Source organism: Autumnicola edwardsiae, assembly GCF_031846505.1.
GTDB lineage: Bacteria > Bacteroidota > Bacteroidia > Flavobacteriales > Flavobacteriaceae > Autumnicola > Autumnicola edwardsiae.
The window spans coordinates 18,895-43,335 of sequence record NZ_JAVRHP010000001.1; the positions used below are offsets into that span (position 1 = coordinate 18,895).

Consider the following 24,441-nt stretch of genomic DNA (forward strand, 5'->3'; position numbering starts at 1 on the left):
CTTACTACTATAGTTCAATTTATGAAACAGAATATAGACATAGATGAAGCTACTTTATCTAAACTGAAGATTATTTCGTCTACACAAGGACTTAGCATCAAAGCAATACTGGAAAGAGCCGTGAATTCTTTTATTAACAACATTGAAAAAGAAAAATTCGAGCAGCTAAACGATCAGGAAAAAGAGGATCTTGGGCTTATGATCCTAATGCAGCAGGCTAATAAGAATGAAACTGTGAGCGAAGATGAATTTTTTCAATCTTTATACGAGTGAAGATTATTTACTCAAGAGCCATTTCAAAAGACGTTCGCAAGATAAAAGATAAATCTTTGCAGCAAGACATTACGAAGATCATCAATGATCTCAAGGCAGCTCGAAGTATAAAAGAATTAAAAAACACCAAAAAACTAATCGGTTTCAAAGATGCCTACCGCATTAAAATAGGTAAATACAGATTAGGCTTCTTTCTGGAAGATGACTCTATCTTTCTTGCCCGTCTTGTGAAACGTGGTGAAATCTATAAAGTCTTTCCATAATTCCTTGCCAAGAAATTCAGCTTAACAATTTACTGTAAGCCGATAATTGCCATTTTTAAGCATTCACTTTTTTTCCGCAGAAAACCTTCAATTTTTTACTTTCATGTCTGATCAAATCTTCAAATTCAAAGAATTCTCCGTCGCTCAGGACAAATCTGCGATGAAAATAGGTACAGACGGTGTTTTACTCGGTGCCTGGACGCCTCTGGAACATAATCTGGAGTCTATCCTTGATATTGGCACAGGAACCGGTCTTATCGCTCTCATGATAGCCCAAAGATCTTCCGCTTTTGCCATAGACGCCATAGAAATTGAAGAAAATGCGTACGAACAGGCAGTCGAAAACTTCGAAAACAGCGATTGGGGCGACAGATTGTTCTGTTACCATGCAGATTTAAATGAATTTGCTGAAGAAATGCAGGATGAGGAAAAATACGACCTCATTATTTCCAATCCACCGTTTTATGCTGCTCCCTTATCTCCGGAAGTAGCCGAAAATGAGCAAAAAATGACAGAGGCCAGGAAAATGGCTCGCTTCTCAGATTCCCTTCCGTTTGATCACCTAGTACGCGGAGCTTCCTTATTACTTTCTGAAAAAGGGATCTTCAGCGTAATAATTCCTAATTCTGAAGAAGAAGATTTTATAGATCTTGCCTCCAAAGTTCATCTTTTTCCGAAGAAAATTACCCGCGTAAGAGGAACTGAGACCAGTGCTTTAAAAAGGTCATTGCTGACATTTTCTTTTCAGAAAACCCAAGCGGTAACAGATGAATTGATTATCGAAATTTCCCGGCACAACTATACTGAAGCTTATAAAGAATTGGTAGCGCCCTTTTATTTAAAGCTATAATCACAGTTTCCCGAATTCCTTCTGCAAGGTTTTCGAAACCTTATAGGTTTTATTAGAAACTCAAAATTTTCTTCAGGTTTCCGCAGAAAAAGGCTTTGTTTGCTGCAAAAGTCCTCGTTATATTTGTGAATAAACTCACCGGCATGAAAGAAGATCTTTTCCAGGCTCCCGATTATTATAACCTTGACGAACTACTTACAGAAGAACATAAGGTGGTTAGGCAAGCCACAAGGGCCTTTGTAAAAAAGGAGATTTCCCCCATAATTGAAGAAGCGGCTCAAAAAGCCGAATTTCCGAAACAGCTTTTAAAAGGCCTGGGCGAAATTGGTGCTTTTGGCTCCTTTATTCCCGAAGATTTCGGTGGTGCCGGTATGGATCAAATTTCCTACGGACTCATTATGCAGGAACTTGAACGCGGTGATAGCGGGATTCGTTCTACAGCTTCGGTACAAACTTCTTTGGTAATGGATCCAATTTTTAAATTTGGAACCGGTGAGCAGCGGGAAAAGTTTCTTCCGAAACTCGCTACCGGAGAAATGATTGGTTGTTTTGGCTTAACCGAACCCGATCATGGCTCCAATCCTGCGGGAATGCGCACCAATTTTCAAGACAAGGGAGATCACTATTTACTCAATGGGTCGAAAATGTGGATTTCTAATGCCCCGTTTGCAGACATAGCCATTGTATGGGCAAAAGACGAAAATGAGCGTATCCACGGACTTATTGTAGAACGCGGGATGGAAGGGTTTTCCACTCCTGAGACTCATAACAAATGGTCACTACGTGCCAGCGCCACCGGAGAACTGGTTTTTGACAACGTGAAAATCCCAAAGAAAAATCTGTTACCCAACAAGAGCGGATTGGGAGCTCCGTTGGGCTGCCTTGATTCTGCGAGATTTGGAATTGCTTGGGGTGCAATTGGCGCAGCTATGGATTGTTATGATACCGCCTTAAAATACGCAAAGGAACGTGTTCAGTTTAACAAACCCATAGCCGCAAAACAACTTCAGCAGAAAAAACTGACAGAAATGATCACAGAGATCACAAAAGCACAATTATTGTCCTGGAGACTGGGAACGCTCAAAAACGAAGGGAAAGCAACTTCCGCACAAATTTCTATGGCTAAAAGAAACAATGTGGAAATGGCGCTGAAAATAGCGAGGGAAGCACGGCAGGTGCTTGGTGCAAATGGTATTAGCGGTAATTACAGCGTTATGCGGCACATGATGAACCTGGAAAGCGTGATTACTTACGAAGGTACGCACGATATTCATCTCTTAATTACGGGAATGGATATTACAGGGCATGCGGCGTTTTAATTTTTAAATCCAGGTTAAGGAGAGAAAAAGCTAAAAAATAAAATTCTCAAATTATTGTAAATCAAAGCAGGGGCAGCGTTTGCAACGCTTGCCTTTTTTGTAGCTCTCGCAGCACTTCTTCTTCAGGGCCTTCGGCTTCTTTGCCACCACCCCGTCAATTTTTAAATACTCTTCAGATTTTTTGGAGTAAAAAATGATGATGTTCTGTAAAGATGTAAAACGAGTCTTCATATTTTAAAGTTATCGCAAAATGGGCAATTTTTGGGTTAAATCTACTTTAAAGTATTTATATATTTTATAAATCCCTTTCCAGCTGTTACTTTTGCAAAAACCAAGATTTTATGATAGAGAAGATAAATAACAGCCTGAAACCAAAAACAGAACAGCTTTTAAATCATTCCCTATATCAAAAAATAACGTCACCAGAAGAGCTCCGGATTTTTATGGAACACCATGTATTTGCAGTATGGGATTTTATGTCCCTGCTTACTGCGCTACAGGAAAAACTTACCAAAACAACGCAACCATGGTTTCCTGTAGGTGATCCTGAGATAAGATATTTAATTAATGAAATTGTACTTGCTGAAGATACCGATGTAAACCTGGAAGGAAAACATCAAAGCCACTTTGAGATGTACCTGGAAGCAATGGCCTCTGCCGGTGCAAATACAAAAAAGATAGAAGATTTTCTTCTCCAGGTTAACCACGGCACAGATATCTTTCTAATTATAGCAGCCAGTAAAATACCGCTAAATATAAAGCAGTTTCTTAAAAATACTTTTGATGTAATTTCTGAAGGAAAACCGCACAACATTGCTGCTGCTTTTACCTTTGGAAGAGAAGGCCTTATCCCCGCGATGTTTTCTTCAATTATTGAAAATGTTCAAAGAAATTTTCCTGAAAATGATCTAAGGCTGTTCAAGTATTATTTTGACAGGCATATTGAACTTGATGGTGACGAACATGGTCCTATGGCTTTTAAAATGATAGAAAAGCTCTGCGGAAATGATGCTGAAAAATGGCAGGAAGCTCAACAAACCGCTGAAAATGCACTTTCCAGCCGAATTGAACTCTGGAATGGAATAGAAGAAGTCATTTCAGAAAAAACAGAATCTGAAAACCTGCAAAGAGTTTAATAATACAAGCTTTTGAGTCTATGCCTGAAAATGGCAATTTTCGTCCTAATATTTTTGAACTCACGGAAAATAAATTAGACCTCACAGGTTTTAAAAACTTGTGAGGTCTGGTGGTCAAAGGGTTTAAGCCGATGTCTAAAAATTGCAATTCGTCCAACAGTGTGAGATAAAAAGACCTGTCAGGTTTTCGAAACCTGAAAGGTCTCACTCAAAATGACTATAAGTTGTCCAAAAAGACCATTCCGGCAACAGTATCCCGATAATTGGCAAATTCCGGATTAAACTTTTAAATTTTCTTCTAAGTTGACTCGGGAGCAAGCTTTACCTCCAGCCCGTCCAGTTCTTCTGTAATTGGAATCTGGCAGCTTAAACGGCTGTTGGACTCCACAAAAAATGCCTGATCCAGCATATCTTCCTCTTCTATACTTTGCTCTGGCAGCATGTGCTCCAGATTAAGAATATAGCACTGGCAGGACGCGCACATAGCCATACCGCCGCAAATTCCAATAGTACCCTCGGGCGCAAGCTCGTAAGAGCGAACTACCTCCATAAGGTTCATATTCATATCTGTAGGGGCATCTACCAAATGTGCTTCCCCTTCGCGGTCGATAATTGTGATTTTAATATCAGACATAGTGTAAGTAAAAAAGATCTTGATCGTGTTTAAAAAATGATAAGCTGAAACAACCACTTCTAAATTGAAGCAGGAAGTTTCAGCTAATTTCGATCAAAACAAGCTTATAATTTATATTCATTTATTCAAATCCAACTTATTCTGAAACTCTTCATTTTCATTTTAATGAAAATAATATTCAAAAAAAGCATTGATATTTTCTCCTGAATCCGTAATTTCTTCCGAAGGATAATCCAGCTTCAGCTACAAAAATTAATGCTCTACATTAATTACCTGCTCAATTTGCGGCACGTATTTTTTAATGGTCATTTCCACACCAGATTTAAGCGTCATGGTATTTACAGAACAACCCACGCATGCACCTTCCAGCTGCACCCTTACCAGACGGTCATCTTCAATGGAAATTAAAGAGATATCCCCTCCATCGCTTTCAAGAAACGGACGGATCTCGGCCAAAGCCTTTTCTACGTTTATTTTAACTTCTTCGCTCGTCATCTATTTCTTATTAACTGCACTACATCCTGCCATTGTGGTAATCTTAACAGCTTCGGTTGCCGGCAGATTTTCATTTCTTTTCACAGTCTCTTCGACCATATTCCTGGTGATCTCTTTAAAAGCTTCTTCCAGAGGAGTACCTTCCTGCAAAGCGGCAGGGCGGCCTATATCCCCGGACTCTCTAAGGCTCTGCACCAATGGAACTTCTCCCAAAAACCGAACCTCCAAATCTTCAGCAAGGTTTTTTGCTCCCTCCCTACCAAAGATATAATATTTATTTTCAGGCAGCTCTTCCGGAGTGAAATAAGCCATATTTTCTACAATACCCAATACAGGTACATTTATACTTTCCTGTTGGAACATGGCCACTCCACGTTTTGCATCTGCCAGGGCCATATTTTGTGGCGTACTTACCACAACCGCTCCGGTAATTGGCAAAGACTGCATGATGGAAAGGTGAATGTCACCTGTTCCCGGTGGAAGATCTACTAAGAGAAAGTCCAGTTCTCCCCACGCAGCATCAAAAATCATCTGGTTAAGTGCCTTTGCCGCCATTGGCCCTCTCCACACAACCGCCTGATTTGGTTTTGTAAAGAAACCTATGGATAATATTTTCACGCCATAGTTTTCTATGGGCTTCATTTTAGATTTACCGTTAACATTTACAGACAAAGGCCTTTCGGCTTCTACATCAAACATCATTGGCGTAGACGGCCCGTAAATATCTGCATCAAGAATACCCACATTAAAGCCCATTTTTGAAAGCGTAACAGCCAGATTTGCAGTTACCGTAGATTTTCCAACTCCTCCTTTTCCTGAGGCAACAGCTATAATATTTTTTATCCCGGGAATAGGTTTCCCTTTAATCTCCGGTTTTTTCTTCTCCTGAGCTTCAACTTTAATATTCACTTTTACTTTGGCTTTCTCATAAACCTGCTCGTGGATAGCTTTTAAAATATCAACCTCGGCCCGCTTTTTTATATGAAGTGCAGGTGTGGCAAGAACTAAATCCACAACCACCTCATCACCAAAAATCATAATGTTTTGCACTGCACCGGCCTCTACCATGTTCTTGCCTTCTCCGGCTACAGAAATGGTCTCCAGTGCTTTTAAAATATCTTTCTTCTTCAATACCACAACAACAATTTTTTTCAGCAGAAAAAATTTCAATTCTTCAGGTTCTTCCGGAAGAATTAAAACTTCTGAAAATTATTTGATCCAATAGCTCTTATATAGATCGATTCTAAACGCAAATATAGGTTGAAAACCTAAGAAAACGAAGCGATTGACTATAATTGATTTTTCAGTTTTAAAGACCCTGCAAGACAATATTAAGCAGCTATTCCTGCTCTTTCAGCTCTTTTACAGGATCCCAGAAATGCCTCTCAAAATCCTGAATTTTAAGATCTTTTACCACAATCCCTTCCTCTTCCAAAAGCTGCTGCATGACGTGAGTTCCGCTAAAGTGGCTTTTCCCGGTTAAAAGTCCGTTTCTGTTCACCACCCGATGCGCGGGGACACCTGGTTTTTCTTTAGAGGCATTCATAGCCCAGCCCACCATCCTGGCGCTTTGCGGTGAGCCTAAATATCTAGCAATTGCACCATAGGAAGTTACCTTTCCATGCGGAATTTGAGCCGCCACATGGTAAACCTTTTCAAAAAAACCGGAGTTTTTTGTCATGAACTGTAGATTCTAAATAATGTGATTACGATTAGCACAAGCATGAGGAGTGCCATAAAGTAATTGGAAAACCGGGAGAAAGTTTCTGTTTTACTTTCTATTTTATTAAAGAACAGCACATAAAGATAAAGGCTGGTGAAGGTTCCCATAGCACCGGCCACTGCAAACGAGAGGATTTTAAACCAGTCGTAAGATCCTCCCACGCCAACATTTAATGCACCCGCAATAGCTACAAAATAAGGAATGGGAAAAACATTAAGAACAGCGATAAGCATTCCTTTAAAAATGCTGTTGGACCTTGCTTTTTCTGAATGCTGCTCGATGTCATCTTTTCGTTTGGCTTTCACAAAAAAATAAATCCCGAGGATTGCAAAGATTACCAGGCCTGCTCTTAATAAGATATTCTGAACAAAAGGATTGGAAAAAATATAATTTGCAAGAAGTATGGCAACAAATGCCTGAAACAGCACTATAAAAGAAGCACCTACCGCAACATACATCCCATTCTTCTTACCATGCTCCACACAAGTTTTGGCCACAGTCATATTAACCAAACCAGGAGGAATCACCCCCAGAAAAGCGGCGACATAAGTGATAAGAAAAAGTCTTGCCTCTTCCAATTATTTTATCTTAAACTGAATGTAAGTAATCGGTTTTCCTTTTTCAAGATACTGTTTTTCATAGAAAGTCTGGATTTCCCGTACTTCCTTAGGAGAATATTCATTTTTATAAATATCGTGATGTGAATAAATAACTTCGTGACCTTCACCGTGCAGAAGCCCCAGGGTGTAGCCATGCATAAATTCACTATCGGTCTTCAGGTTTACGAATCCGTCGTCTTTTAAAATTTGTTTATACTTCTGTAGAAATTCAGAATTTGTAAGGCGGTGCTTGGTTCTTTTATACTTTATCTGTGGATCTGGAAAAGTGATCCAGATTTCGCTTACTTCATTTTCAGCAAAAACGTGCGTAATAAGTTCAATCTGCGTGCGCAGAAAAGCCACATTGTGCAGGTTTTCTTCCTGAGCGGTCTTTGCCCCACGCCAAAAACGGGCTCCTTTAATATCGATCCCGATAAAATTCGCATTGGGATTTTGTTGCGCAAGTCCTACACTGTACTCCCCTTTTCCGCAACCCAATTCAAGAATTATAGGTTTATCATTTTTAAAAAATTCATTCCACCTTCCCTTCCATTCAAACTCAGCATCGGTAAGATTTTCCCTGGATGGCTGAATGACATTAGAAAATTTTTCATTTTCCCTGAAACGTTTAAGCTTATTTTTACTTCCCACGTGATTATTTAATATTTTGGTAAAATTAAAGAAAATAGGCCATAGCCCGATAAGAATATATTTGTTATATGCGAAAGAAACGAATTTTAGTCGCACCTTTAAATTGGGGTTTGGGCCATGCCTCCCGTTGCGTACCCATTATTAAAAGCCTGGAACAGGAAAATTTTGAGCCAGTTTTAGCTTCAGATGGAAATGCGCTTTTACTTCTGAAAAAAGAATTTTCGCATTTAGAATCTTTTGAACTTCCTTCCTACAAGGTTGAATATGCCAGAAACGGAAGCAACTTTAAATGGAAAATGATGTGGGACAGCCCCAAAATCTTAAAAGCCATTAAAGCTGAAAAAAAGGCTACAAAAAAGCTGGTGGAGGAGCTTAATTTAGAGGGTATAATTTCAGATAATCGCTTTGGAGTGAGGTACAAACACTTAAAATGTGTGTTTATAACCCATCAATTAAACGTTTTAAGCGGCACAACCACTTACTTCAGCAGTAAATTGCACCAAAAGTATATAAAGAAGTTTGATAAATGCTGGATTCCCGATGCTAAAGGCGGAAAAAACCTTAGCGGTATCCTGGGACATCTGAACAAGGTAAATGAGTATATAAAATACATTGGCCCCCTTAGCCGGTTTGAAAAAAAGGAGCTGCCGAAAAAGTACGATTACCTTATTTTGTTATCTGGACCGGAACCGCAACGAACAATCCTGGAAGAGCTGCTCCTAAAGGAATTTTCTGGATGTACGGCCAAAATTTTACTGATAAGAGGAGTTGTTGAAGAAAATGACCGACCTTCTAAAAAGGCAAATATCGGTATAGAGAATTACATGTTCGGAAAAAATCTGGAAGATGCGGTTAATTCTTCTGAAGTTGTTATTTGCAGATCGGGCTATACTTCTATCCTCGACCTTGCAAAGCTGGAGAAAAAAGCATTTTTTATCCCGACACCGGGACAATTTGAACAGGAATACTTAGCAGAACGGCTTATGAACCTGGGGATAGCCCCATCCTGCAAACAGAGTGATTTTAAGCTCTCAAAACTGAAAGAAATTGATAAATACAAAGGTTTAAAAGATATCGGATTCGCTACTAATTTCAGGGAGTTCTTCGCTCTTTTCTAACGTAAAGGAAAATTCGCTCCCTACTCCAAAGACACTTTCAATATAGATTTTTTCTTCGTGGGCTTCAATAATATGTTTTACAATGGCAAGGCCAAGACCTGAACCGCCTTCTTTTCTGGAACCGCTTTTATCCACCCGATAAAAACGTTCGAACAGCCGCGGAATATTTTCTTTTGCAATACCTTCCCCGTTATCGGTTACCCTTACAATAACCTTGTTTTTAATAAGGTTCTCTATAGTAATTTCGGTAGTTCCGTCTTTTTTTCCGTATTTAATAGAGTTAACCACGAGATTTGTAAGTACTTGCTGTATTCTTTCCCGATCCCCATAAACATAAATTGCCTTTTGATATTCCACATCAAAAGTAAGGGTTATGTTTTTTTTAGCTGCTTTCATTTCCAGAAGGTCAAAAGTATTCTGAACAAGTTCCACAATATTAAAATCCTCCATTTGTAAATGAAGGTCCCCAACTTCGAGCTTACTTATCATATCGAGATCTTTTACAATATAAATCAGCCTCTCTACACCTTTACTGGCACGGGTAAGATATTTTTTTCTTACAGATTTATCTTTCATGGCACCGTCTAACAAAGTGAGAATATATCCCTGGACCGTGAACAAAGGAGTTTTTAATTCATGAGATACGTTGCCCATAAATTCTTTCCTGTAGCCTTCCCTGATTTTAAGGGCTTCGATTTCCAGCTTCTTATGCTCGGTAAATTTTTCTACCTCCCTGGTAAGGGTCGCCATATCTGTGGTCACCTGGCTGGGTCGTAATGTGGTAGAATCAAGTAAAGATACGTTGTCGTAAATCTTTTTTATACGCCGGTAAATAAAGTACTCTACCCGCTGCTGAATGATAAAAAATGAAAAAATATAGATTACAAATAAAAATACCAGGAAAGGAATCCACAGTAAATTATCCATATAGTATAGAAAAGCGGCCAGCAGAAAACCAATAAAAACGGTGATATAGATCGATGTTTTTATTGCAAATTTGTATGAACGCTTAAATTTATTGGCCATTAAACTACAAACTTATACCCTACTCCTTTTACGGTCTTAAAACTGTCGTCCCCAATTTTCTCGCGAAGTTTTCTTATATGGACATCTATTGTACGACCTCCAACCACCACATCGTTTCCCCAGATTTTGTCCATAATATCTTCTCTTTTAAAAACCTTTCCGGGTTTGGAAGCAAGAAGAGACAATAATTCGAATTCCTTCCTGGGCAGGAGCATTTCTTCATTGTCTTTAATAATCTTGTATTCTTCCCTGTTTATGGTAAGGTCACCAATTTTTACGATGCTTGCGTTAGAAGTATCATCTTTAAATCTTCTTAGCAAGGCCTTTACCTTACTGGTAAGTACCTTTGGCTTGATAGGTTTGGTAATATAGTCATCTGCACCTGCATCAAATCCGGCCATCTGGGAATAATCTTCGCCCCTGGCAGTTAGAAAGGTAATGATTGTATCTTCAAGTTCGGGTATTTTTCTAATTTTTTCACAGGCTTCAATGCCGTCCATCCCCGGCATCATCACATCTAAAATGATAAGTTGGGGATTTTTTTTCCTGGCAAGTTTTACAGCATCGGCGCCATTATCTGCAGTAATAACTTTATATCCTTCAGAAGAGAGGTTATAACTCACTATTTCCAGGATATCCGGCTCATCATCCACTAACAGGATACAAATGTCTTTTTTCTTCATGTCGTTTATGTAGTTAAGATAAATATGAAGTAAAAGTAAATATAAATTTCAACTAATCTTCCCGAGCCAAAGCTCCCCTTAAGTTAAGTTAACATATTTTAAATTCGTAAAGCTGTTACAAAATAGGCATTTTCCGGGATATCAGCAATTAACAGCAAGGGCTCCAAATTTCTTCAAGAGTTTTCCTAAACCATTTTATAACATTGCTCGTGGCGTGTTAACATAAACTTAAACTTCACATAAGATCCTACTTAACCTAAGCTTGTTTATTTGCCGTGAATTTAAAACTCACTATTTAAACTAAACTATTGAGATTATGAAAAAATTAATTATTGCAGGTTTCGCTATTGCTGCTTTAGGATTAACCGGTTGTAGCGATGATGATGATGCACCTAACGAGCCCATTGCATCTTGTACAGATGGGGTGAGAAATGGAAACGAAACCGGGGTAGATTGTGGTGGACCTTGTACTGCCTGTGATGACGATCCTGGTAATGGTAATGGCGGTGAAACTCCGCAGGATGAAGATCTTTCTGGCCTTTTAACTGAGGATTTCACACTAACCAATGATATTATATGGGAACTGAACGGAAAGTTTGTAGTAGGTGATGGAGCAACCCTAACTATTGAACCAGGAACGATTATTAAAGGTCGTGAAGGGACAGGTTCTCTTGCTTCTGCACTTATTGTTGCCCGTGGTGGCCGAATTATGGCTGAAGGAACTGCTGACAATCCTATAATATTTACTTCTATAAACGACAACATTGAAGTTGGACAACAACAAGGAAGTAATTTGGACGAAAATGATCGAGGTCTTTGGGGTGGAGTTTTAATTTTAGGACACGCACCAAGTTCTTTTGAAGGTGATTCTGAAGAGTCTCAAATAGAAGGAATTCCTGCAGATGATGACTATGGTCGTTATGGAGGAGACATTGCCGATGACGACTCTGGTGTATTCCAATATGTTTCTATTCGTCACGGTGGAGCTTTAATTGGTTCGGGGAATGAAATTAACGGACTAACCTTAGGTGGTGTTGGTAACGGAACAGTTATAGATCACATAGAAGTTGTAGGAAACGTAGATGATGGTGTAGAATGGTTTGGCGGTACTGTAGACGCAAGTAACATACTTGTTTTTGCCGGTGGAGATGATGGGCTTGATATTGACCAGGCATACTCTGGAACTGTCACCAATGCCCTTGTAATCCAGGGTGCTGAATCTGACCATGGTTTAGAAATAGACGGACCAGAAGGAACTATGATGGGATCTTTTACTATCCAGGACCTCACTATCATTGGAGATCCAAATGCTCCATCTGGAGAAATCGCAGACCTTAGAGACGGCGCAATGGGAGCTTTTAACAATGTTTACATAAGAGGATTTAATGCAGATCAGGATGTAGAAATAGACGATGCTGATTCTGCTGAGAATTATACCTCTGGCGACCTAAGCTTCTCTGCATGGGAAATTGTATTACCAGAAGGGGTAGAGAGTGTTTCTTCCATTTTTAACGATACTACAGAAAGCACAGATTTCTCTAGCGATGCTGCAGAGTTTGCTACAGCAATAGAACAGGATCAGGAAACTGTAGGCGCAGATCTATCGGCTTTTGGATGGACTTACGCTAGCTTCAGAGGTGCATATTAAAAAGATTATAAGCAAGACCAGATAAATGGCTTTCTAAATTGCTCGCTTCTTTTAAGAAGCGGGCAATTTATTATTAAGATTTTAATCGATAATTGATATTATGAAAACCCAATTTTCATTAGTTTTATTTTTTATTTTTATTGTAAACCTGGCACAGGCACAGACCGGAAAAATATCAGGATCAATCTTTGATGTTGAAGTGAATGATGTTATGCCTTTTGCCAACGTTGCCATAAAAGGTACCAATACAGGTACCACCTCAGATTTTGAAGGAGATTATAGTCTTAACGCTGAGCCTGGCATTTATACCCTTGTTTTCTCTTTTATGGGTTATGAAACCCTTGAAGTCACCGGGGTAGAAGTAAAAGAAAATGAAGTCAACACAGTAAATGTGGAAATGAAATCTTCTGCCGGTGCACTGGATGAAGTTCTAATTACTACAACAACTGCCAGGGATACAGAAGCTTCGGTATTAAATATACAGAAAAATGCAGTAAACCTTACCGATGGTTTATCTTCTCAAACTTTTGCCAAAATTGGCGCGGGAGAAGTCTCTTCCGCAGTAAGAACAATTCCCGGAGTATCTGTACAAGGTGGCAAATATGTATATGTGAGAGGTTTGGGAGACCGCTATACTAAAACTATTCTTAATGGGATGGATGTTCCCGGACTTGATCCCGACAGGAATACCTTGCAAATGGATATTTTTCCTACCAACATTCTGGACAACATTCTGGTCGTTAAATCGCTAACCGCAGATATGCCTGCAGATTTTACAGGAGGAATGGTAAACATAATTACCAAAGACTTTCCGTCCAGCCAAGAGTACAGCGTCTCTGTAGGCGCAACTTACAATCCCGACATGCACTTTAATTCAGATTTTCTCCAGTACGATGGCGGCGATACAGATTTTCTTGGGTTTGATGATGGAACTAGAGACCGTCCAGTAAACAGAGAACAGGTTTTCCCAAGGCCTTTTGATAATGACAGGGCCCTAACGAGGATAACTGAAAGGTTCAATCCTACTCTGGGAGGAACAAGGAAAAGCAATTTTATGGATTTTAGCGCAGGTTTTACTGCCGGAAATCAATATGATGTAGGAAGCAACAACAATAAATTGGGATATATTGCTTCCCTTTCTTATAAAAACACCTCTGAATATTTTGAGGATTTTCAAAATAATTCCTACCTAAAGCCACGGGAGACGAGTGAGTTTGAACTTAGACCAAGTCGTACACTTACAGGAGATGTAGGAACAGAAAGTGCGCTTATTAGTGCACTGGCAGGATTATCATTTAAAACAGACCAGTCTAAGTATCAATTAAACCTCTTGCACATACAAAATGGCGAATCTGCCGCAGGTAATTTTTATGAGCAGGTTTTTGTTTCAGATGCTATAGAAGTTTTTAGAGACAATCTGGAGTATACGCAACGCTCTATAACTAATGCGCTTCTAAGCGGAAAACATACAAATGAAGACGCGAGCTGGACTACAGAGTGGAAATTATCACCCAGTCTTTCACGCGTTTACGATAAAGATGTACGTATTACAGCGTTTGAATATAACCGAAGCAATGATACTTACAGCATACGTCCAAGTTCTTCTGAAAGCCCTACCAGAATATGGAGGGATCTCGAAGAGACCAACCTTTCAGGAAAATTGGATTTTAGCTATAAACATGAGTTACTTGGACAAAACGGAAATCTCAAATTTGGAGGAGCTTACACTTACAAACAACGTGATTTCAGTATAGATCAATACCAAATCCTTATACAGGGATCCATAAGTCAGAATTTTGGAGGTGACCCCAACCAGGTATTGGCACCGGGAAATATCTGGACACCAGAGAGCGGTGTCGGTTCTTATATTAACGGATTCTATGAGCCGGCAAACACTTTTGATGCCTATACTTCTAACGCGGCAGCTTATGTCTCCGAAGAATTTAATGTGTTGGAAAATTTAAAAGCTATATTAGGGTTAAGGTTCGAAAAATTTGATCTCTTCTATACCGGACAAAATAACCTGGGTGACGTGGTATTAGATGAAGAACAAATTTTAGATAAAGCAGACTTCTTTCCTTCTGCAAATCTCATTTATAGTCTTAATGACGACAGTAATTTAAGACTATCCTATGCAAAATCTACAGCAAGACCTTCTTTTAAGGAAGCTTCCATTGCCCAAATTTACGACCCTCTTACCAACAGAACTTTTATTGGGAATATAGATATCCAGCCTACTTACGTAGACAATATGGATTTGAGATATGAACTTTACAGTGAGGACGCCCAATTATTTGCAGTAAGTGCATTTTACAAAAAATTTACAGACCCTATAGAGTTATCTGTTTTCAGCGATTTTTCTGCAGATAATATTCAGCCAAGAAACGTAAACGATGCTACTGTAATAGGAGCAGAAATTGAACTAAGGAAAAATTTCGGATTTATTGCTGAGGATTTGAGAAAACTCAGCATAAACCTTAATGTGTCTGTAATAGACTCTGAAGTAGAAATGGACCGTAGTCCAAGTGGTGAATATGAATCACGACAGCGTAACCTAAGGACGGGTGAAGATTTTGATGGCACAAGAAATTTACAAGGTCAGTCTCCTTATCTGATTAACGCGGGTATAGATTACGCAGATCCCGAAACAGGATGGCAAACCGGGATATTTTACAATAGCCAGGGAAAAACTCTTGAGCTGGTAGGATTAGGTACAGTTCCAGATGTCTATACTATGCCTTTTCATAGCCTGAATTTTACTCTAAATAAATCTTTTGGAGAAAATAAAAACTCCACTATTTCATTTAAAATTTCTAACATTCTTCAGGATGATATAGAGAGCAGGTTCCAATCTTTTGGGGCAGAAGATCAGATTTTTTCTTTAAGAAAACCAGGAATGCCAGTTTCATTAAGCTATAGTTATAAATTTTAGAGTTTAACTGTTCACCTTTTTTGACTACTCTCTTACAAATAAATAAGAAGAAGAAGAAGATATATCATATTTGAATTAGCCTGAAAATATAATCATCTGCCTTCAAATTAAAGAGGCCGCCACTCCGGCGGCCTTTTTCTGTTAAGTTTATTAACGTAATTAGCGTTTTTTTATGGCAGAGTTTTTGGAAATTAATTTGTAGATTTGTAACAATTAGCCAGAAAGAATGAAGCAAAAATACCTTTTAAGTTTCATATTTGCATGTTTTTTGTCTTTTGCCACTCCCGTAGTGGCTCAGGATACTACAAGCACGGGCAATAGAACTGAGATTCCCATTTCGGGATTATCGATTTATCCTAACCCGGTTACTGGCGGCAAGGTATACATTAGTACAACCAGAAATCTTGAAAAACAAATTGAAATTTATAATGTTCTTGGAAAACCGGTGCAAAAGACAAGGATGAGAGGGAAAGAATTAGACGTTTCTACATTAAGTCCCGGGATTTATATCCTTAAAATCAAAGAACAAAACAGCAAAGCCACCAGAAAGCTTGTAATCAAATAAAAATCCAGGAATATTTCAGATAACAGGAAGCTTCTATTAATAGAGGCTTTTTTCTTTTCAGATAAATCTACTTATGCTCAAGAACCGAATCTTTAATATTTCTTCTGAAGCAGAATTTGAGAAAACCGCACTTGAAGTTTTTAGATTTCAATATCACAATAATAAGGTGTACCGTCAATTTTGCCAATTATTGAGCATAGATAGCAATGCAGTACGTGGTATTAATCACATTCCTTTTCTTCCAGTTGAATTTTTTAAATCCCACCGCATCCTTTCTTCTGAAAAAACACCGGAAATCACCTTTACAAGTAGCGGAACCACCGGCAGTAGCACAAGTAAGCACCATGTGACCAGCTTAAAGATTTACGAAGAGAGCTTTATCCAGGGATTTGAGCATTTTTACGGTAAACCTGAAGACCTGGTGATATTTGCCCTTTTACCGTCTTATCTTGAACGGCAGGGTTCCTCCCTTATATATATGGCAGAAAAACTTATTTCCAGAAGTAAACATAAAGAAAGTGGCTTCTACCTCAACGAACTTCAAGAATTAGCGGGTAAACTTATAGAACTTGATCAGTCTGGTAAGAAAATCCTGCTGATAGGTGTTTCCTTTGCCCTTCTGGACCTGGTGGAAAACTTCAGCTTTAACCTTCAGAATACAACTATTATGGAAACCGGCGGAATGAAGGGCCGGCGCAAAGAAATGATAAGAAAGGAGCTGCATCAGATTCTTGCTAAAGGTTTTGGGGTTGATAGAATTCACAGTGAGTACGGAATGACCGAATTACTTTCACAGGCATACTCCAAAGGATCAGGCGTTTTTGAATGCCCGCCCTGGATGAAGATTTTAATCCGTGACCCTGAAGACGCGCTGGAAATTCTTCCGGAGAACAAAAACGGCGGAATCAATATAATCGACCTGGCCAACCTCAATTCCTGCTCTTTCCTTGCCACGCAGGACCTGGGTAAAAACCTTTCAAACAACACCACAGAAATCCTGGGCAGATTCGACAATAGTGATATTCGTGGTTGCAATCTGATGGTTTTGTAGCCTGATTAGCAGCAGACTGTAAAGAATAAAAAAAAATATTTCCGCAAAACCTTACAAACACTGGGATAGGAGAAAACTACAGAAATAATTTAATTTTTTATGTAGAAATATGTAATGTACAGAAGATTTTTCGACCTAATAAGTGTAAGAAAGTGAATTAAATTCTGATCTCTTACAGATTAGTTGGTTTTTCATAATAAATTGGTTGGTTAGTTAGTTAATTGCAATCCCTCTGCACACCCCACGTGGCAGAGGGATTTGCATTTTACACCACCGTTATTATAAAAGTATTCTTTTTCCCTTTGTTAAGAATAACGTATTTGTTGTTGAGAAGATCGCTGGTTGTAATCACATAATCTTCCTTTACTTTCTCCTTATTTACTGAAACCGAATTCTCTTTGAGGGCCCTTCTTGCTTCCCCGTTGGAGCCAAGAAAGCCAGTTTTTGCAGCAAGGGCAGCAATCATATCCAGACCATTTTCAATTTCGGTCCTGGCGATTTCCGCTTGTGGCACTCCTTCAAATACATCCAGAAAAGTAGCTTCATTTAAACCTTTTAAATCTTCAGCAGTACTTTTTCCGAAGAGTACTTCTGAAGCTTTTACGGCATTATCATAATCCTCTTCAGAATGCACCATTATCGTCACCTCTTTCGCCAGAACTTTTTGAAGTTCCCTTTGATGAGGTGCTTCAGTATGTCTCTTTACTAAATCTTCAATTTCCTCTTTACCTAAAAAGGTGAAAATCTTTATATACTTTTCCGCATCGGCATCACTTGTATTCAGCCAATACTGGTAAAATTTATAAGGTGACGTACGCTGTGCATCCAGCCATACGTTTCCCCCTTCGGTTTTGCCAAATTTCGTCCCGTCTGCTTTGGTTATTAAAGGACAGGTTAGGGCATAGCCTTTTCCGTTTCCAATCCTCCTGATGAGTTCGGTCCCTGTAGTAATGTTTCCCCATTGGTCGCTTCCACCCATCTGTAAAGTACACTGGTGCTCCCTGAAAAGGTGGAGAAAATCGTAGCCCTGCACCATTTGATAGGTAAATTCTGTAAAAGACATTCCTTCGGAAGCGTCAGAAGACAGGCGCTTTTTCACAGAGTCCTTGGCCATCATATAATTAACAGTTATATGTTTGCCCACATCACGAATAAACGCGAGGAACGAGAAATCCTTCATCCAGTCGTAGTTATTCACCAAAACTGCAGTATTTTCAGCCTCACCTTTAAATTCTAAAAACCTCGATAATTGCCCTTTTAGAGCCTCCTGATTGTGCCTAAGGGTTTCTTCGTCCAGCAAATTACGCTCTGCAGATTTCCCTGAAGGGTCACCAATCATCCCTGTAGCACCGCCAACAAGTGCAAAAGGCTTATGGCCGCAAAGTTGAAAATGTCTTAACATCATCACCCCTACCAAATGGCCAATATGAAGCGAATCTGCCGTAGGATCTATCCCCACATAAGCAGCACGCATTTCTTCCATTAAATGTTCTTCGGTTCCAGGCATGACGTCGTGTAACATTCCGCGCCATTTAATTTCTTCGACAAAATTTTTTTTCATGGTCTCTAAGTCTTCTAAAAACAGCCGTAAAGATACCATAAACTGTTATTTTTCCTAAGCGCTTTCGCTATATTTACCACATGATTCTAGTCACCGGAGGTACAGGACTCGTAGGTTCACATTTGCTATTCGATCTCGCCAGGTCTGGAGAGAAAGTCCGTGCAATCCACAGGGAAAACAGTAATCTTGAGGCGGTTGAAAGGGTATTTTCCTATTACGCCCCTTCTGCGGAAGCAAAAGAACTTTTTAATGCTATTGAATGGGTTAAGGCTGATATACTGGATATTCCGGCCTTAAAATTGGCATTTTCAGGGGTTGACTTTGTTTACCACTGTGCGGCACTTATTTCTTTTGATTCCGGCGATGTCAACAAACTCCGGCAAATAAATATTACAGGAACAGCGAACGTTGTAAATCTTTGTATTTCAAATTCGGTAAAAAAGCTTTGCCATGTAAGTAGTACGGCCAGCCTGGGAAAACCATTGAAAGGCAAAACAATAACAGAAATAACTCCGTGGAACCCGGAAGAGAATCACAGTGATTATGCTATTTCCAAGTACGGTGCTGAAATTGAAGTTTGGCGTAGCACACAGGAAGGAGTAAATGCGGTAATTGTAAATCCCGGAATAATCATTGGCCCGGGATTCTGGGAATCGGGATCGGGTCCTCTTTTTAAAAAAATAGACAAGGGCTTTAATTATTATTTCCCGAAGATTACAGGATTTGTAGGTGTAAAAGATGTAGTTAAAGCCATGCAGCAATTGATGGCTTCCGAAATTAAAAACGAGCAGTATATACTGGTTTCAGAAAACCCGAGTTTTAGAGATGTAATGGAACAGGTGGCTGCAAGTATCAACAAACCAGGACCCCGGAAAAAGCTAAAGAAGTGGATGATTTTTTTAGGTTGGATATTTCAGAGTTTTGGAAGCCTTTTTGGATTCAGGCAACAGATTAATCGAACCTCAGCAAAAAACCTGGATGACGAGTGGCATTTCAGCAATAAAAAGATAAAAGATGACCTTGAATTTCGCTTCCAGCCTTTATCTGAAAGCATCATGGATACCGGAAAAATCTACCAACAAGAATCCTGCTGATCTTACCTTCTTCTGTTCTCCCCGGAAGAGGCAAGACTATCCCTTGACAGAAAATTTCTGCGGCGTATATCCCGCACATTATTCCTTACAGAATCCTGCTCTCTTATTGAGTCCCTTTCTAAACCATTGCCAATGGAATCACCGGATATTGAATCCAGTGCCGCAACTGAATCCAGTCTTGAAATGGAATCCTGTATGCGCTCTTCTTCTTCCTGTATAGAGTCACGCGCCTCCTTTACACGCTGCAAACGGTCTCTTACACGCTCAAAGATACTTTCGTAAATTGTAAGATTTTCGGTGTAATATGCGTTACTGCGCTCCAACTGCAAGCTATCTATGTCGTGCTTTTCATAAACGTGTTGGTAAGGCTTAATGCCCGCATCTTCAAGGATATTTTTATTTACGTTTCTCGCCGATTGTAAAATAGCCAGTTCTGTGAGAACATCTACCATTTTTTCTTCTCCTATCAAATCATCAGGTTTCTCCGTCCGCTCAACATTCTGGCAGGCAGAAAAAACAAAAATAATTAGAAAAAAAGCTAAGAAACTTTTCATATTATCTGTCGAAGGTCAACCGCTCTGCCACCCTGGCGAAAGGCTGATGTTTAAAGTTTTTATAAACGAGGCGACCATTAACAAATGTGTGTGTAACGCGGGATTTAAACGTTGTCCCTTCAAAAGGGGACCAACCGCATTTGTAAACGGTATTATCTGGCTGTACAGCCCACGGTGCGTTTAAATCTACTAAAACAAGATCTGCTTTATACCCCTCTCTTATATATCCTCTGTCTTTAATCTGAAAAAGAATAGCCGGGTTATGGCACATTTTTTCCACAATTTTCTCCAGGCTTATTTTTTCCTGGTGATGAAGCTGGAGCAAAGCTGGTAACGCATGCTGAACCAAAGGCCCTCCACTTGGAGCTTTGGTGTATACGTTTTTCTTTTCTTCTCGGGTATGCGGGGCATGATCTGTTGCGATAACGTCTATAAAGTCATCTTTTACTGCCTGCAAAAGTGCCTTTTGATCTTTTTCTGTTTTAACCGCAGGGTTCCACTTGATGAAAGTTCCTTTCCTGGCATAGTCTGAATCATTGAACCACAGGTGATGGATACACACTTCCGCAGTAATTTTTTTATCCTTTAGCGGCTTTTTATTACTGAAAAGGCTAATTTCTTTTGCCGTGGAAACATGAAAAACGTGTAATCTCGCTCCCGTTTTTTTAGCTAGTGCAACAGCCCTGGAAGAAGATTTATAACAAGCTTCGGCACTTCTTATTTTTGGATGCAATTCCATTGGAATATCGTCCCCGTAACGCTCTACACATTCCTCAAGGTTTTTACGTATCGTTTCTTCATCTTCGCAATGCGCCGCTATTAACAATGGCGACTTTAAAAAGATCTGTTCGAGCACCTTTTCATCGTCTACCAGCATATTTCCGGTAGAAGAGCCCAGGAACAACTTTAAGGCTGCAGTAGTCTTTGGGTCAATCTTTACAATTTCTTCCAGGTTGTTATTCGTGCCGCCAAACATAAAAGAATAATTGGCATAAGAAGACTCCTGCGCCAGGCGGAATTTTTCTTCCAGTAACTCTATGGTAGTGGTTTGCGGTAAGGTATTGGGCATTTCGATAAAAGAAGTTATACCTCCTGCTACTGCGGCCCGGGATCCCGTCTCTATCGATTCCTTATGCGTAAGCCCCGGTTCCCTAAAATGAACCTGATCGTCTATAAGCCCCGGCAAAAGGTAATTCCCTTCTGCATCATAAATAATAACATCGGGTGATTTTGCACTAATGCTCTCGGCAATTTCTACAATTGTTCCATCTTCTATAAAAACATCGCCTTCTTTAATCTTACCTTCATTTACAATTCTGGCGTTTTTTATTAAAACCTTTTTCATTACACTTCAACCTTATTAAAAAGACTTTTCATCTTCATATTTATTACCCCAAAAACAGCTTCAGAAATAATTGAGCCGCTCATTTTTGATGTGCCCTTGGTTCTATCTGTAAATATAACCGGCACTTCCACAATTTTATATTTTAACAGATAGGCTTTAAATTTCATTTCAATCTGAAACGCATAGCCTACAAACTGAATTTTATCCAAATTAATCTTCTCCAGCACTTCCCTTTTATAACAAACAAAACCGGCAGTGGTATCCTGAATATCCATTCCTGTTACAAAACGCACATATCGGGAAGCCAACCAGGACATAAGCACCCGGTTCATGGGCCAGTTAATAACATTTACGCCGGTTATGTACCTGGAACCAATTGCAACATCGGCACTGTCCCTTCTACAGGTATTATACAATCTTACAAGATCATTTGGATTATGGGAAAAATCTGCATCCATTTCAAAAATATAACTATAATCCCGGTCTAAGGCCCATTTAAATCCTAAAATATAGGCAGTACCAAGTCCCAACTTCCCTTCTCTTTCTTCCAGGAACAAAGATTCCTTAAACTCTGCCTGTAACGTGCGGACCCTCGTCGCGGTACCATCGGGAGAATTATCATCTACTACCAAAATATGAAATTTGCGCTGCTGCGAAAACACATTCCTAATAATGCGCTCAATATTTTCAATTTCATTGTAGGTGGGTATAATAATTATCCCATTTACCATCCCGAAAAATTTTGAACAAATGTAGGCATTTTATACAATCGTTTCTTTGGATTTACCGTCAAGTTTTCATTTCAATAATCATACATTTGTAAAAAAATTATCACTTGCAGGCAATAGAAAGACAAGCAGGCACTATAGATTGGATCACGCTAATTCTACTAGGCTGTATTATACTGCTGGCGGTAATTAAGGTGATTTATCCACAGCGTTTTGGGGAGTTTATGTCACTGCTAACATCGGGCAAATTTATGATGTTTAAAGGAAAGGAGAATCATGCTTTTCATCCTTTTAACATTTTGATGCTCTTTGTAAATGTAGGTGGGGTTTCCCTTTTTTTGTTCATTTTACTGCACTTCTTCTTTAATATTACCGAAAATATTCCAGCTGTTATTGTTTACGTTCGTATTGCCACCGCCTATGCCAGCTTTGTACTTCTAAAAATGGGTATAGAAAAAATTGTCGCTAACGTGTTTGGACTTGACGAGAAAGTTGACTATTACCTTTTCCGGAAGCTTGGTTATCGAAACTTTATTTCACTGTTTGTACTTTTGGCAGCCATTCTCCTCACCTATACCTTTACTCCCACAGGCCCAATACTCTACGCTATACTTAGCTTTATGATCGTAGGAAACATCTTAAGCCTGTTTGTTATTTACAAACAAAATCAAAGCATAATTTCCATAAACTTGTTTTATTTTATTTTGTACCTTTGCGCTCTCGAAATTGCCCCTTATATTATTTTATACAAGCTATTTATAAGCAATTGGGGATAAATAAAGTAAAGATATATGAAAGTGAAAACAATTTTGATTTCTCAGCCAGAACCAAAAGTCGAGAACTCTCCTTATTTTGAGCTGGAAGAAAAGCAACGAGTAAAAATTGATTTCATTCCCTTTATTCATGTTGAAGGGGTATCTTCTAAAGAAGTAAGACAACAAAAAGTTGACCTTACTGAATATACTGCAATCATCCTTACCAGTAGAAATGCCGTTGATCATTTCTTTAGAATTGCTGAAGAAATGCGGTATAAAGTTCCCGACACTCTAAAATATTTTTGCCTAAGCGAAGCTGTGGCCTACTACCTGCAAAAATATGTGGTGTACAGAAAACGAAAAATTTACGTAGGAAAGAGGACCTTTGCAGAATTATCTCCGTTGATCAAAAAATATAAAAGTGAGAAGTTTTTACTTCCTTCTTCGGATATGCTGAAGCCGGATGTTCCAAAAACTTTGAACAAACTGGGAGTAACCTGGAAGAAAGCTGTTTTCTACAAAACCGTGGTAAGCGATCTTTCCCATTTAAGGGATGTCACCTATGATATCCTTGTTTTCTTCAGCCCTAGCGGAATTAAATCTTTATTTGAGAACTTTCCCGATTTTGAACAGAATGAAACGCGAATAGCAGTTTTTGGGAATACTACAATTAAAGCCGCAAAGGAACATGGGCTAACGGTAAATATTAAAGCACCTACCGCAGAAACACCTTCGATGACGATGGCTTTAGAAAAATATATAGCTAAAATGAATAAAAAATAAGTTCTTTTAAAAAGAACAAAAGACAAAATCCGGTATTTTAAAAAAAATACCGGATTTTTCATTTCATGTATCCCAGCAACTCTTGTAACACGGGAATTAAAGATTAAACAAGGGATCGAAAATTGCCATTTTCGATCTTCTGTTTTGGGATAAGCATTCAGATCTTTCTACTCCTTCTTTAACTTAAAAACGCTTACCAATATCAAAATCCATCCAATTATTAAAAGGCTGCCCCCAAAGGGCGTGACCAAAGCTATACTCTTAAAATCAAGATCTGTAAGGTTATTTGTAGCAAGCAGATAAATAGAGCCTGAAAAGAAAATTATCCCGAAAACAAAAAGATAAAAAATTACATCCCGCAATTTTGGCGCAAGGAAATTCGTTGAGCCCAAAAGAAGCAAAAGAAGCGAATGGTACATCTGATACTTCACAGCCGTTTCAAAAGATTTTATAGATGCATCAGTCAATAACGGCTGCAACCCATGAGTAGCAAAGGCTCCTATTATTACTCCAAGCAAACCAAAACACGTTCCTGCGATCAAGAATTTTTTATCCATAATTAAATAATTAGTAATCCTTTTTATGCACCACAAAATATATCAACAAGGCGCAAGTTATATAAGTCACAGAAAAAACATTAATTAAAAATAATTTC

General features: G+C 39.0%; 27 protein-coding genes. 13 read left to right on the top strand and 14 right to left on the bottom strand.

All coding sequences use genetic code 11. The features are described 5' to 3' along the window. Positions 1-21: 21 nt before the first annotated feature. The 4 genes from RM529_RS00085 (at position 22) to RM529_RS00100 (ending at position 2,705) form a co-directional block, all read left to right on the top strand. A complete protein-coding gene (locus RM529_RS00085) occupies positions 22-273 on the top strand; it encodes a hypothetical protein (RefSeq protein ID WP_311482700.1) in 252 nt (83 codons plus the stop codon). Next, positions 270-536, top strand: coding sequence for a type II toxin-antitoxin system RelE family toxin (locus tag RM529_RS00090; RefSeq protein WP_311482701.1), 267 nt, complete (start codon positions 270-272; stop codon positions 534-536). The genes RM529_RS00085 and RM529_RS00090 overlap by 4 nt, the downstream gene beginning before the upstream one ends. 103 nt (positions 537-639) lie before the next feature. Beyond that, the gene (locus tag RM529_RS00095; RefSeq protein WP_311482702.1) at positions 640-1,386 is read left to right on the top strand and encodes a tRNA1(Val) (adenine(37)-N6)-methyltransferase; all 747 of its coding nucleotides are present in this window, start codon (positions 640-642) and stop codon (positions 1,384-1,386) included. A gap of 143 nt (positions 1,387-1,529) precedes the next feature. Next, positions 1,530-2,705 (top strand): acyl-CoA dehydrogenase family protein, encoded by a 1,176-nt coding sequence (locus tag RM529_RS00100; RefSeq protein WP_311482703.1) that lies wholly within the window; start codon positions 1,530-1,532, stop codon positions 2,703-2,705. Between the two features lie 51 nt (positions 2,706-2,756). Here the strand turns inward: RM529_RS00100 and RM529_RS00105 are convergent, their stop codons facing one another. Beyond that, positions 2,757-2,936: a hypothetical protein gene (locus RM529_RS00105; protein ID WP_311482704.1), complete on the bottom strand. Its 180-nt coding sequence runs from the start codon at positions 2,934-2,936 to the stop codon at positions 2,757-2,759. 110 nt (positions 2,937-3,046) lie between these two features. Between RM529_RS00105 and RM529_RS00110 the strand changes: the two genes are divergently transcribed. After that, positions 3,047-3,841 carry a DUF3050 domain-containing protein gene (locus RM529_RS00110; RefSeq protein WP_311482705.1) on the top strand — a complete coding sequence of 265 codons (795 nt, stop codon included), beginning with the start codon at positions 3,047-3,049 and terminating at the stop codon, positions 3,839-3,841. Between the two features lie 298 nt (positions 3,842-4,139). On the opposite strand, the gene RM529_RS00115 is transcribed toward RM529_RS00110, so the two are convergent. The 6 genes from RM529_RS00115 to trmB form a co-directional block, all read right to left on the bottom strand. After that, positions 4,140-4,475, bottom strand: coding sequence for a 2Fe-2S iron-sulfur cluster-binding protein (locus RM529_RS00115; RefSeq protein WP_311482706.1), 336 nt, complete (start codon positions 4,473-4,475; stop codon positions 4,140-4,142). A gap of 252 nt (positions 4,476-4,727) precedes the next feature. After that, complete coding sequence (locus RM529_RS00120) at positions 4,728-4,970, bottom strand: NifU family protein (RefSeq protein ID WP_311482707.1); 243 nt, start codon at positions 4,968-4,970, stop codon at positions 4,728-4,730. Then, positions 4,971-6,107 carry an Mrp/NBP35 family ATP-binding protein gene (locus RM529_RS00125; protein ID WP_311482805.1) on the bottom strand — a complete coding sequence of 379 codons (1,137 nt, stop codon included), beginning with the start codon at positions 6,105-6,107 and terminating at the stop codon, positions 4,971-4,973. It abuts the gene before it with no gap. Between the two features lie 202 nt (positions 6,108-6,309). After that, positions 6,310-6,651: an MGMT family protein gene (locus RM529_RS00130; RefSeq protein ID WP_311482708.1), complete on the bottom strand. Its 342-nt coding sequence runs from the start codon at positions 6,649-6,651 to the stop codon at positions 6,310-6,312. Next, positions 6,648-7,271, bottom strand: coding sequence for a LysE family translocator (locus tag RM529_RS00135; RefSeq protein ID WP_311482709.1), 624 nt, complete (start codon positions 7,269-7,271; stop codon positions 6,648-6,650). The genes RM529_RS00130 and RM529_RS00135 overlap by 4 nt, the downstream gene beginning before the upstream one ends. Then, a complete protein-coding gene (gene trmB, locus RM529_RS00140; RefSeq protein ID WP_311482710.1) occupies positions 7,272-7,943 on the bottom strand; it encodes a tRNA (guanosine(46)-N7)-methyltransferase TrmB in 672 nt (223 codons plus the stop codon). Between the two features lie 68 nt (positions 7,944-8,011). Here trmB and RM529_RS00145 point away from each other — a divergent pair, with 68 nt between their 5' ends. Beyond that, positions 8,012-9,061, top strand: coding sequence for a glycosyltransferase (locus tag RM529_RS00145; protein WP_311482711.1), 1,050 nt, complete (start codon positions 8,012-8,014; stop codon positions 9,059-9,061). On the opposite strand, the gene RM529_RS00150 is transcribed toward RM529_RS00145, so the two are convergent. Both RM529_RS00150 and RM529_RS00155 read right to left on the bottom strand, forming a co-directional pair. Further along, on the bottom strand, positions 9,008-10,087 hold the full coding sequence (locus RM529_RS00150) for a sensor histidine kinase (RefSeq protein ID WP_311482712.1): 1,080 nt from the start codon (positions 10,085-10,087) through the stop codon (positions 9,008-9,010). The genes RM529_RS00145 and RM529_RS00150 overlap by 54 nt on opposite strands. Further along, positions 10,087-10,770 carry a response regulator transcription factor gene (locus tag RM529_RS00155; protein ID WP_311482713.1) on the bottom strand — a complete coding sequence of 228 codons (684 nt, stop codon included), beginning with the start codon at positions 10,768-10,770 and terminating at the stop codon, positions 10,087-10,089. Before RM529_RS00155 ends, RM529_RS00150 begins: the two co-directional genes overlap by 1 nt. A 316-nt stretch (positions 10,771-11,086) precedes the next feature. Here RM529_RS00155 and RM529_RS00160 point away from each other — a divergent pair, with 316 nt between their 5' ends. The 4 genes from RM529_RS00160 (at position 11,087) to RM529_RS00175 (ending at position 16,966) form a co-directional block, all read left to right on the top strand. Next, on the top strand, positions 11,087-12,418 hold the full coding sequence (locus tag RM529_RS00160; RefSeq protein ID WP_311482714.1) for a hypothetical protein: 1,332 nt from the start codon (positions 11,087-11,089) through the stop codon (positions 12,416-12,418). Positions 12,419-12,518: 100 nt separating this feature from the next. Continuing rightward, positions 12,519-15,350, top strand: a complete 2,832-nt coding sequence (locus tag RM529_RS00165) for a TonB-dependent receptor (RefSeq protein ID WP_311482715.1) — start codon at positions 12,519-12,521, stop codon at positions 15,348-15,350. 226 nt (positions 15,351-15,576) lie between these two features. Next, entirely contained in the window at positions 15,577-15,915 is a 339-nt protein-coding gene (locus tag RM529_RS00170; RefSeq protein ID WP_311482716.1) for a T9SS type A sorting domain-containing protein, read from the top strand. Positions 15,916-15,976: 61 nt separating this feature from the next. Next, a complete protein-coding gene (locus RM529_RS00175; RefSeq protein WP_349254638.1) occupies positions 15,977-16,966 on the top strand; it encodes a LuxE/PaaK family acyltransferase in 990 nt (329 codons plus the stop codon). 265 nt (positions 16,967-17,231) lie between these two features. Here the strand turns inward: RM529_RS00175 and tyrS are convergent, their stop codons facing one another. Then, entirely contained in the window at positions 17,232-18,527 is a 1,296-nt protein-coding gene (gene tyrS / locus RM529_RS00180; protein WP_311482718.1) for a tyrosine--tRNA ligase, read from the bottom strand. A gap of 80 nt (positions 18,528-18,607) precedes the next feature. Here tyrS and RM529_RS00185 point away from each other — a divergent pair, with 80 nt between their 5' ends. Beyond that, a complete protein-coding gene (locus tag RM529_RS00185; protein WP_311482719.1) occupies positions 18,608-19,621 on the top strand; it encodes an NAD-dependent epimerase/dehydratase family protein in 1,014 nt (337 codons plus the stop codon). 2 nt (positions 19,622-19,623) lie between these two features. Here RM529_RS00185 and RM529_RS00190 read toward each other — a convergent pair whose 3' ends face one another. The 3 genes from RM529_RS00190 to RM529_RS00200 are packed head-to-tail and all read right to left on the bottom strand — an operon-like array spanning position 19,624 to position 22,251. Then, on the bottom strand, positions 19,624-20,175 hold the full coding sequence (locus tag RM529_RS00190; RefSeq protein WP_311482720.1) for a DUF4296 domain-containing protein: 552 nt from the start codon (positions 20,173-20,175) through the stop codon (positions 19,624-19,626). Position 20,176: 1 nt separating this feature from the next. Beyond that, positions 20,177-21,520, bottom strand: a complete 1,344-nt coding sequence (locus RM529_RS00195; RefSeq protein ID WP_311482721.1) for a dihydroorotase — start codon at positions 21,518-21,520, stop codon at positions 20,177-20,179. Continuing rightward, entirely contained in the window at positions 21,520-22,251 is a 732-nt protein-coding gene (locus tag RM529_RS00200) for a polyprenol monophosphomannose synthase (RefSeq protein WP_311482722.1), read from the bottom strand. Before RM529_RS00200 ends, RM529_RS00195 begins: the two co-directional genes overlap by 1 nt. 104 nt (positions 22,252-22,355) lie before the next feature. Here RM529_RS00200 and RM529_RS00205 point away from each other — a divergent pair, with 104 nt between their 5' ends. After that, entirely contained in the window at positions 22,356-23,024 is a 669-nt protein-coding gene (locus RM529_RS00205) for a DUF4271 domain-containing protein (RefSeq protein ID WP_311482723.1), read from the top strand. A 15-nt stretch (positions 23,025-23,039) separates the two neighbouring features. After that, a complete protein-coding gene (locus RM529_RS00210) occupies positions 23,040-23,786 on the top strand; it encodes a uroporphyrinogen-III synthase (RefSeq protein ID WP_311482724.1) in 747 nt (248 codons plus the stop codon). A gap of 167 nt (positions 23,787-23,953) precedes the next feature. Here RM529_RS00210 and RM529_RS00215 read toward each other — a convergent pair whose 3' ends face one another. Further along, positions 23,954-24,343, bottom strand: a complete 390-nt coding sequence (locus RM529_RS00215; protein ID WP_311482725.1) for a DUF423 domain-containing protein — start codon at positions 24,341-24,343, stop codon at positions 23,954-23,956. Positions 24,344-24,441: the final 98 nt, after the last annotated feature.